The organism is Sphingomonas bacterium (assembly GCF_903644135.1).
In the GTDB taxonomy this organism is placed as follows: domain Bacteria; phylum Pseudomonadota; class Alphaproteobacteria; order Sphingomonadales; family Sphingomonadaceae; genus Sphingomonas.
In genome coordinates, this window is sequence record NZ_CAHJXA010000109.1 from 1 (window position 1) to 8,296 (window position 8,296).

At 70.3% G+C, this 8,296-nt stretch carries 10 protein-coding genes; 4 read left to right on the top strand and 6 right to left on the bottom strand.

What is annotated here, in order from left to right:
- Positions 1 to 27: 27 nt before the first annotated feature.
- Positions 28 to 1,461 (bottom strand): cysteine--tRNA ligase, encoded by a 1,434-nt coding sequence (cysS, locus tag HUU96_RS07440; protein ID WP_174292204.1) that lies wholly within the window; start codon positions 1,459 to 1,461, stop codon positions 28 to 30.
- A 143-nt stretch (positions 1,462 to 1,604) separates the two neighbouring features.
- On the opposite strand from cysS, the gene rpsU reads away from it, so the two are divergent.
- Complete coding sequence (gene rpsU / locus HUU96_RS07445) at positions 1,605 to 1,811, top strand: 30S ribosomal protein S21 (RefSeq protein ID WP_007404630.1); 207 nt, start codon at positions 1,605 to 1,607, stop codon at positions 1,809 to 1,811.
- Positions 1,812 to 1,902: 91 nt separating this feature from the next.
- The gene (locus HUU96_RS07450) at positions 1,903 to 2,439 is read left to right on the top strand and encodes an FKBP-type peptidyl-prolyl cis-trans isomerase (protein WP_174292205.1); all 537 of its coding nucleotides are present in this window, start codon (positions 1,903 to 1,905) and stop codon (positions 2,437 to 2,439) included.
- Between the two features lie 4 nt (positions 2,440 to 2,443).
- Here the strand turns inward: HUU96_RS07450 and wecC are convergent, their stop codons facing one another.
- Together wecC and wecB are read right to left on the bottom strand one after the other, a co-directional pair.
- A complete protein-coding gene (wecC, locus tag HUU96_RS07455; protein ID WP_174292206.1) occupies positions 2,444 to 3,742 on the bottom strand; it encodes a UDP-N-acetyl-D-mannosamine dehydrogenase in 1,299 nt (432 codons plus the stop codon).
- A complete protein-coding gene (gene wecB, locus HUU96_RS07460; RefSeq protein ID WP_174292207.1) occupies positions 3,726 to 4,853 on the bottom strand; it encodes a non-hydrolyzing UDP-N-acetylglucosamine 2-epimerase in 1,128 nt (375 codons plus the stop codon). The genes wecC and wecB overlap by 17 nt, the downstream gene beginning before the upstream one ends.
- A gap of 62 nt (positions 4,854 to 4,915) precedes the next feature.
- On the opposite strand from wecB, the gene galU reads away from it, so the two are divergent.
- Positions 4,916 to 5,785, top strand: coding sequence for a UTP--glucose-1-phosphate uridylyltransferase GalU (gene galU, locus HUU96_RS07465; RefSeq protein ID WP_174292208.1), 870 nt, complete (start codon positions 4,916 to 4,918; stop codon positions 5,783 to 5,785).
- A gap of 2 nt (positions 5,786 to 5,787) precedes the next feature.
- Complete coding sequence (locus tag HUU96_RS07470; RefSeq protein WP_174292209.1) at positions 5,788 to 6,756, top strand: NAD-dependent epimerase/dehydratase family protein; 969 nt, start codon at positions 5,788 to 5,790, stop codon at positions 6,754 to 6,756.
- Here the strand turns inward: HUU96_RS07470 and moeB are convergent.
- From moeB to HUU96_RS07485, 3 genes are all read right to left on the bottom strand, one after another.
- Entirely contained in the window at positions 6,741 to 7,499 is a 759-nt protein-coding gene (moeB, locus tag HUU96_RS07475) for a molybdopterin-synthase adenylyltransferase MoeB (protein WP_174292210.1), read from the bottom strand. The two genes, HUU96_RS07470 and moeB, sit on opposite strands and share 16 nt — an antisense overlap.
- Positions 7,496 to 7,939: a dUTP diphosphatase gene (gene dut, locus HUU96_RS07480; protein WP_174292211.1), complete on the bottom strand. Its 444-nt coding sequence runs from the start codon at positions 7,937 to 7,939 to the stop codon at positions 7,496 to 7,498. Before dut ends, moeB begins: the two co-directional genes overlap by 4 nt.
- Positions 7,936 to 8,296 (bottom strand): phosphopantothenoylcysteine decarboxylase domain-containing protein (locus HUU96_RS07485; RefSeq protein ID WP_302480224.1); only part of this gene is annotated, 361 nt, incomplete at its 5' end. The genes dut and HUU96_RS07485, both read right to left, overlap by 4 nt.

Below are 8,296 nucleotides of genomic sequence, written 5' to 3' on the forward strand. Positions count from 1 at the left end.
TGGCGACCGCCCGAGCCGTGACGGGTGCTAGCCGATCCGCCAGTCCCAGCCGAGCGGATCGCCGTCCATGACCTCCACCCCCGCCGCGGCCAGTTCGTCGCGGATTGCGTCCGAGCGCGCAAAGTCCTTGGCCGCGCGCGCCTCCCGGCGTTCGGCGAGGCATTCGCCGACCGCCGCCGCCTCGATCGTCGCGGCGGCGGGGCGGACACGTAGCGCCTCGCGGGTGAGGTCGGTAAGATCGAGCCCCAGCACCGCGTCGAACTCCGCCAGCGCCGTCAGCCGCTCGGCCGGCGACACCTGCTTGTCGGCGAGCAGCGCGTCCAGCACCGGCAGCGCGCGCGGAGTGTTGAGGTCGTCCGACACCGCCGCGTCGAGCTGCTCGCGATACGCCGCCGCCGACCCTGCCGACGCGACCGGCGGCCGCGCCCGCAATGCCGCGACCGTCTGCACCAGCCGCTTGAGCCGGGTCTGCGCTGCTGCGAGGTTCTCCCACGAGAACTCCAGCTCGGACCGGTAGTGCGCCTGCAGGCACATCAGGCGGTACGACAGGGGATGGAAGCCGGCATCGACCAGCGACTGTAGATGGGTCGCGCCGCCGCCGGATTTCGACATCTTGCCAGCACGTTCCACCACGAAGTTGTTATGCAGCCAGAAGTTTGCGCCGGTGTCGCAGGTGCCGCTCATCGCCTGGTTCTGCGCGATCTCATTGGGGTGGTGGATCTCGCGATGGTCGATGCCGCCGGTGTGGATATCGAACCGCTCGCCGAGATAGCGCCGGCTCATCACCGAACATTCGAGGTGCCAGCCCGGCGCGCCGCGACCCCAGGGCGAGTCCCACTCCATCTGGCGGTGCTCGTGCGGGGCGGAGGTGCGCCAGATCGCGAAGTCCTGCGGGTTGCGCTTGCCCGCCACCGCCGCGATCCGCGCCTCCCCCGTGCCGGCATCGTCGCGCGAGCGGGCGAGGGTGCCGTAATCGGGCACGCTGGCCGTATCGAAGTACAGCCCGTCGGGCAGGCGGTAGCAATGCCCGGCCTCGATCTCGCGACCCCAGGCGATCATCTCGTCGACATGAGCGGTGGCTAGGGGAAAGTTGCTCGGTGGCCGGACGTTGAGGTTGCCGAGATCGCGTTTGAAGGCCTCGGTATAATAGGCTGCGATCGCCCAGATATCCTGTCCGGTCTCCTTCGCTCGCGCCTCCATCTTGTCGTCGCCGGCATCGGCGTCGGAGGTCAGGTGGCCGACATCGGTGATGTTGATGACATGGGTCAGCGGCGCGCCCTTCCACGTCAGCACCCGTGACAGCGTGTCGGTGAAGACATAAGCACGCAGGTTGCCGATATGGGCGTAGTGATAAACGGTCGGCCCGCATGAATAGACCCGGACGTTGGCAGGATCGATCGGCACGAAGGTCTCGGGCGAACGAGTGAGGCTGTTGTAGAGGACGAGCGGGGCACCGTGCATCCGCGGTGCCTTAGAGGGAGAGCGGCCCGCTCGCCAAGAGCCGCCTTGCCTATTGGCGGTGACGCGTGTAGTGGCGACCGCTTCCGGCCCGAACCAGCGTTCGCGGTCGCCAACGTCATTTATCCGGAGACACGGGCCTTTTTATGCAGATCATCGTTCGCGACAACAATGTCGACCAGGCGCTGCGCGCACTCAAGAAGAAGCTGCAGCGCGAGGGTGTCTATCGCGAGATGAAGCTGCGCCGGCATTACGAGAAGCCCAGCGAGAAGCGTGCGCGCGAGCGGGCCGCCGCCGTCCGCCGCGCCCGCAAGCTGGAGCGCAAGCGCGCGGAGCGCGACGGCGCGCGGTAACAGCGCCGCTCACCGTCGCACGCGTACGCGATAGGTGCGACTTTCTGTGACCTTTGGGGCCGCCCGGCCTCGCGAGCTTCGGGGCTGAGCCATGTCCAACGTCACCGCCGTTCCGCTGCTGCCCGTGAAGCGGGGCTATCTGATCTGGCTGTGGATCGGCATCGCCGCGGCGGTGCTGGGCGCGGCGGCGCTCGCCTGGGCGGGTCAGCCTTCCACCATCAAGCTCGACACGCTGGTCGCCGGCAAGGGGCCGCACCCCACCGACAGCGACGTCGCGCTGATCAACTATGTCGGCCGGCTGACCAACGGTACGGTGTTCGACCAGTCGCAGCAGCCGACGCCGATGCCGGTCGCCGGCGTCGTGCCCGGCTTCTCGCAGGGGTTGAAGCTGATGGCGAAGGGCGGCAAGTACCGGCTGACCATCCCGCCCGAGTTCGCCTATGGTCCCAAGGCGGCAGGGCCGATCCCGGCCAACTCGACCCTGGTGTTTGACGTCGAGCTGCTCGACTTCATCCCCGCCGAAACGCTGCGCCAGCTGCAGGCGCAGCAGCAGATGATGCGCGGCGGCGGCGGCGGTCGGCCGGGTGGGCCTGGCGCGATGCCGGGTCAGGTACCGCCCGGACCGTAACCGCTCAGCTTGCCAGCCTGAGCGGCGTCGCGGCCGGAAGCATTTTGGGCTGATCCGGCCACAGACCGCGGGTGTCGAGGACGCTCGCCCGCCGACGTTCCTCCAGCGGCACCGCGGCAAAGGCGTCGTGATCGACCAGCACGACCAGCACCGGACAGGTCGCCAGCGCCTCGTCGACATCGATCAGCCGCGCGCCGGTGCCGGCAAAGGCGTCGGGCAGCACCGCCGCATAGGGCTCGACGATCCGCACCCGCTCGCCCAGCCGCCCGGCCAGTGCCGCCGCGACCTTGAGCGCCGGGCTCTCGCGGAAGTCGTCGATATTGGCCTTGAAGGCGAGCCCCAGGCAGGCGACCGGCGCGCCCGGATGGGCGTCGGCGAGCGCCACCGCGCGGGCGACGACATGCTCGACCTTGGCATCGTTGACCAGCCGCGCGGTGCGGATCAGCGGCGTGTTGGCGGGGTCGGCATGGACCAGGAACCACGGGTCGACGGCAATGCAATGGCCGCCCACGCCGGGGCCGGGGTTGAGGATGTTGACGCGCGGATGCCGATTGGCGAGGCGGATCCCCTCCCAGGCGTCGACGCCCATCGTGTCGGCGACGAGGCTCAGCTCGTTGGCGAAGGCGATGTTGACGTCGCGATAGGCGTTCTCGGCGAGCTTGGTCATCTCCGCCGCGCGCGCCGTGGTGGTGACGCAGGCGCCGCGCACGAAGCGGCGATAGAACGCCAGCGCCTTGCGCGCGCAACGCGGCGTGATGCCGCCGATGACGCGGTCGTTGTCGATCAGCTCGACCAGGATGCGGCCGGGCAGCACGCGCTCCGGACAATAGGCGAGGGCGATGTCGGCGGCTTCGCCCGTCCGGCCCGGCACCTGGAGGTCGGGTCGCAACTGCGCGATCAGGTCGCGCACCTCCTCGGTGGTGCCGATCGGCGAGGTCGATTCGAGGATCACCGTGTCGCCGCGCTTCAGCACCGTGGCGACGGTTGTCGCGGCCTTTAGGACATAGCCGATATTGGGCCGGTGCTCGTCGTCGAATGGGGTCGGCACGGCGATCACGAACACGTCCGCCGGCTCGATCGTCAGCGACGCGCGCAGCGTGTCGCGCGCCACCACGCCGGAGACGAGGCCGTCGAGATCGACCTCCTCGATATGGATGCGGCCGGAGTTGACCGTCTCCACCACCGACGGCGTCACGTCGACGCCCAACACCTGCGCGCCGGTGCGGGCGATCACCGCGGCGGTGGGCAGGCCGATATAGCCCAGCCCGAGGACCGCGACCTTGAGGTCAGCCAGTGGCGACATGCGCGACGATCTCCGCTATGCGCGCCGCGGCCTGGCCGTCGCCGAACGGGTTGTGGGCGCGGGCCATCGCGGCATAGGCGTCGCTATCGCCCAGCAGCGTGAAGATTTCGGAAACGATGCGGTCCTCGTCCGTGCCGACCAACCGCGCGGTGCCGGCCGCGACCCCCTCGGGCCGTTCGGTGGTCTCGCGCATCACCAGCACCGGCTTGCCGAGCGCGGGCGCCTCCTCCTGCACGCCGCCCGAGTCGGTCAGGACGATGTCGCACAGCGCCAGCGCGCGGACGAAATGCGGATAGTCGAGCGGCGCGATGCGGGCGACGTTGGCGCGTGTCCCCAGCACCGCGTCCATCGCCCGCACCACTTCGGGATTGGGGTGCATCGGGAACACAACCGCCACGTCGGGCCGGTCGGCGATGCGGCCGATGGCGCGCGCGATCGCCGCCATGCCTTCGCCGAAATTCTCACGGCGGTGGGTGGTGACGAGGACGAGGCGCTGGCCGGCGAAGCGGGCGGCGATCCCGTCCAGACCGCCCGCCAGCGCCGGGTCGGCGGCGATGCGGCCCTGCGTCCAGAGCAGGGCGTCGATCACCGTGTTGCCGGTGACGTGGATGGTCGCGGGATCGATGTTCTCGCGCCGCAGCGCCGCCGCCGCCGTTTCGGTGGGCGCGAAGTGCAGCTCCGCGATCGGCGCGACAATGCGGCGGTTCACCTCCTCGGGCCAGGGATGATAGATGTCGCCCGACCGCAGCCCCGCCTCGACATGCGCGACCGTCACCCGCCGGTAATAGGCGGCGAGCGCCCCCGCCATCGCGGTCGCAGTGTCGCCCTGGACGACCACCAGGTCGGGTCGCTCGGCGTCCATCACCTCGCCCAAGCCGACGAGCAATCGCGCCGTCAGCCGGTCGAGCGACTGGCCCGGCTCCATCAGGTCGAGGTCGATGTCCGGCACCAGGTCGGCGATCGCCAGTACCTGGTCGAGGAGGCCGCGATGCTGCGCGGTGACGCAGGTGCGCACCGTCAGCCCCGGCCGCACCGCCAGCGCGCGCACCACCGGGAACAGCTTGATCGCCTCGGGCCGGGTGCCGAAGATGACGAGAACGCGCTTGGTCATGGCAACCCTCCTATTCCCGCAGGTTTAAGGACGCGCTAAGCGCGACCGCAAAGGGGAATGCGATGACGATCAAGCCGCTGCGCAAGGCGGTGTTTCCGGTGGCGGGGTTGGGGACGCGCTTCCTGCCGGCGACCAAGGCGATGCCCAAGGAGATGCTGACCGTCGTCGACAAGCCGCTGATCCAGTACGCCGTCGAAGAGGCGCTGGAGGCGGGGATCGAGCAAATCATCTTCGTCACCGGCCGCGGCAAGGCGGCGCTGGAGGATCATTTCGACGTCTCCTACGAGCTGGAGGCGACGATGCGCGCGCGGGGCAAGAGCCTCGACCTGATCCACGGCATCCGCCAGCGGCCGGGCAGTCCGGTGTACGTGCGCCAGCAGGAGCCGCTGGGCCTTGGCCACGCCGTCTGGTGTGCGCGCGAGATCGTCGGCGACGAGCCGTTCGCGGTGCTGCTGCCCGACGAGCTGATGGTCGGCAGCCCCAATTTCCTCGCGCAGATGGTGGAGGCGTACAACCAGGTCGGCGGCAACGTGATCGGCGCGCTGGAGGTGCCGGACGAGGAGACCGACAAATACGGCATCATCTCGCCGGGCCGCACTGAAGGTCCGCTGGTCGAGGTCACCGCCCTGGTCGAGAAGCCAGCCCGCGGCACCGCACCGTCAAACCTGATGATCCCCGGCCGCTACATCCTTCAGCCCGAGGTGATGCGGGTGCTGGAGGCGGGCGAGAAGGGCGCGGGCGGCGAGATCCAGCTGACCGACGCCATGGCGCGGCTGATCGGGACGCAGCCGTTCCACGGCTTCACCTTCGCCGGCCAGCGCTACGATTGCGGCGACAAGGCCGGGTACATCCAGGCGAACCTGGCGTTGGCACTCGCCCGCGACGACATCGGCCCGCAGGTGCGCAGCTTCGCGCAGGCGCTGCTGGCCTAGCGATGCGCGTGCTGGTCACCGGTGTGGCCGGCTTTATCGGCTTCCACGTCGCGGCGGCGCTAGCGGCGCGGGGCGACGCGGTGATCGGGATCGACAATCTCGATCCTTATTACTCGGTGCGGCTGAAGCGCGATCGGCTGGCGCAGCTGCCGGCCGGGGTGCGGGTGATCGAGGCCGACTTCGCCGACGCCGCCGCGCTGGCGCGGGCGCTCGACGGCGAGGCGTTCGACCGCATCGTCCATCTCGGCGCGCAGGCGGGGGTGCGCCACTCGATCGACAACCCCGCCGCCTATGGCCGGGCGAACCTCGTCGGCCAGCTCAACATCCTCGAACTCGCCCGGGCGCGGCGGGTCGAGCATCTGGTCTATGCCTCCTCCTCGTCGGTCTATGGCGATGCGGGGGCGGGGCCCTTGTCGGTGAAGGCGCGCGCCGACCGGCCGGTGTCGCTCTATGCCGCAACCAAGCGGTCGGGCGAGCTGATGACGGAGAGCTATGCGCACCTTTATCGCCTGCCGACGACGGGGCTGCGCTTCTTCACCGTCTATGGTCCGTGGGGCCGGCCCGACATGGCGGTGTGGCTGTTCACCGCCGCCATCCTGGAGCGACGGCCGATCCGGGTGTTCAACGGCGGCGCGCTGCGGCGCGACTTCACCTATATCGACGACATCGCCGCCGGTGTGCTCGCCGCGCTCGACCGCCCGCCGAGCGATGACGGCGGCGCGAGCCCGCACCTGATCTACAATATCGGCCACGGCCGGCCGGAAGCACTGGGCGACCTGATCGCTGCGATCGAGGCGGCCTGCGGCGAGCCGGCGATCCGCGAGCTGGTGCCGATGCAGCCGGGCGACGTCACCGCGACCTTCGCGGACATCGCGCCGATCGCGCGCGACCTGGGCTATGCGCCAATTACCACGATCGCCGAGGGCGTGCCGCGCTTCGTTGACTGGTATCGCCGTTACGTCGCCACCTGACCGCAGCGGCAGCCCGGGTCCTTGGGCAACGTGAGAGTCCGAAAACGCATCGCCAGCGCGTCGACCAGCAGCAGCCGCCCGGCCATATCCTCCCCGAACGGAACGCACGACCGGATCACCTCCAGCGCGGCGAGGCTGCCCATGATGCCCGCCACCGGCCCGAGCACGCCCTCATCGGCGCAGGTCGCGGCCTCGCGCTCCGGTCCATTGCCGACGAAGCAGCGATAGCAGGGCTTGTCCGCCTCCCAGCCGCGGAACACGCCGAGCTGGCCTTCCAGCTGGATCACCGACGCGGCGACCAGCGGCACCCGCGCCGCCAGCGCCGCATCGGCGACGGCAAGGCGGGTGGCGAAATTGTCGGAGCCGTCGAGGACGACGTCGATGCCGGCCAGCAACGCCGGCGCTGCGGCCGCGTCGATGCGGATGCGGCGGGTCTCGACCGCGACCTGCGGGTTGAGCCGCGCCACCGCCGCCGCAGCCGCCTCGACCTTCGCTGTGCCGGCATCGGCAGTGGCGTAGATCGTCTGGCGCGCGAGGTTGGAGGCATCGACCACGTCGTCGTCGACCAAGACCAGCCTGCCGACTCCCGCAGCGGCGAGGTACTGGATCGCGGGCGAGCCGATGCCGCCGGCCCCGATCACCAGCACGCTCGCCGCCTTCAGCCGCAGCTGGCCGCTGCCGCCGACCTCCTTGAGGATGACGTGGCGGGCGTAGCGGGCCAGCTCCTCGTCGGAGAGGGTCATCGCCCCGTCGACCCGAAGCCTCCGCTGCCGCGCACCGTCTCGTCGAGCACGTCCACCTCGGCGATTGCGGCACGCTGAACGGCGGCGGGGACCAGCTGGGCGATGCGCTCGCCACGCTGCACCGTGAACGGCTCCGCGCTGTGGTTGATGAGCAGCACCTTCACCTCGCCGCGATAGTCGGCGTCGATCGTGCCCGGCGTGTTGAGGCAGGTGATGCCGTATTTGAGCGCCAGACCCGAGCGCGGCCGCACCTGCACCTCATAGCCGACCGGGATGGCGATGGCGAAGCCAGTCGCCACCGCCGCGCGCTCACCGGGCGCAAGCGTCAGCGTCTCGGCGGCGACGATGTCGAGCCCGGCGGCGTGCTCGGTCGCATAGGCGGGGAGGGGCAGCGCGTCGCCATGCGGCAGGCGGCGAAGCTGGAGCGTGATCGAGGTCATGGCGCGTCCTCCAGCGCATCGGCGATGCGGGCGGCGAGCCGCGCGGCGACTTCCCGCTTGGGTGCGCGCTCCCAGTGTTCGACGCCGGCCGCGGTGACGAGGTGAACGGTGTTGGCCGCGCCGCCCATGACGTCGCCCGACACGTCGTTGGCGACGATCCAGTCCGCCCCCTTGCGCGAGCGCTTGGCGACAGCGTGCTCGACCACCCGCTCGGTCTCGGCCGCGAAGCCTATCAGCAGGCGCGGGCGGTCGGTGCGAGCGGCGAGCCCGGCAAGGATGTCGGGGTTCTCGACCAGCGTCAGGACGGCGGGAGCGTCGCCCTTCTTGACCTTCTGCGCCGCCGGCTCGACCCGCCAG

What these genes read in the sequence shown, in the direction of transcription:
- cysS (WP_174292204.1), bottom strand. Translation starts at nt 1,461, where the DNA reads ATGCACGGTGCCCCGCTCGTCCTCTACAACAGCCTCACTCGTTCGCCC.
- rpsU (WP_007404630.1), top strand. Translation starts at nt 1,605, where the DNA reads ATGCAGATCATCGTTCGCGACAACAATGTCGACCAGGCGCTGCGCGCA.
- HUU96_RS07450 (WP_174292205.1), top strand. Translation starts at nt 1,903, where the DNA reads ATGTCCAACGTCACCGCCGTTCCGCTGCTGCCCGTGAAGCGGGGCTAT.
- wecC (WP_174292206.1), bottom strand. Translation starts at nt 3,742, where the DNA reads ATGTCGCCACTGGCTGACCTCAAGGTCGCGGTCCTCGGGCTGGGCTAT.
- wecB (WP_174292207.1), bottom strand. Translation starts at nt 4,853, where the DNA reads ATGACCAAGCGCGTTCTCGTCATCTTCGGCACCCGGCCCGAGGCGATC.
- galU (WP_174292208.1), top strand. Translation starts at nt 4,916, where the DNA reads ATGACGATCAAGCCGCTGCGCAAGGCGGTGTTTCCGGTGGCGGGGTTG.
- HUU96_RS07470 (WP_174292209.1), top strand. Translation starts at nt 5,788, where the DNA reads ATGCGCGTGCTGGTCACCGGTGTGGCCGGCTTTATCGGCTTCCACGTC.
- moeB (WP_174292210.1), bottom strand. Translation starts at nt 7,499, where the DNA reads ATGACCCTCTCCGACGAGGAGCTGGCCCGCTACGCCCGCCACGTCATC.
- dut (WP_174292211.1), bottom strand. Translation starts at nt 7,939, where the DNA reads ATGACCTCGATCACGCTCCAGCTTCGCCGCCTGCCGCATGGCGACGCG.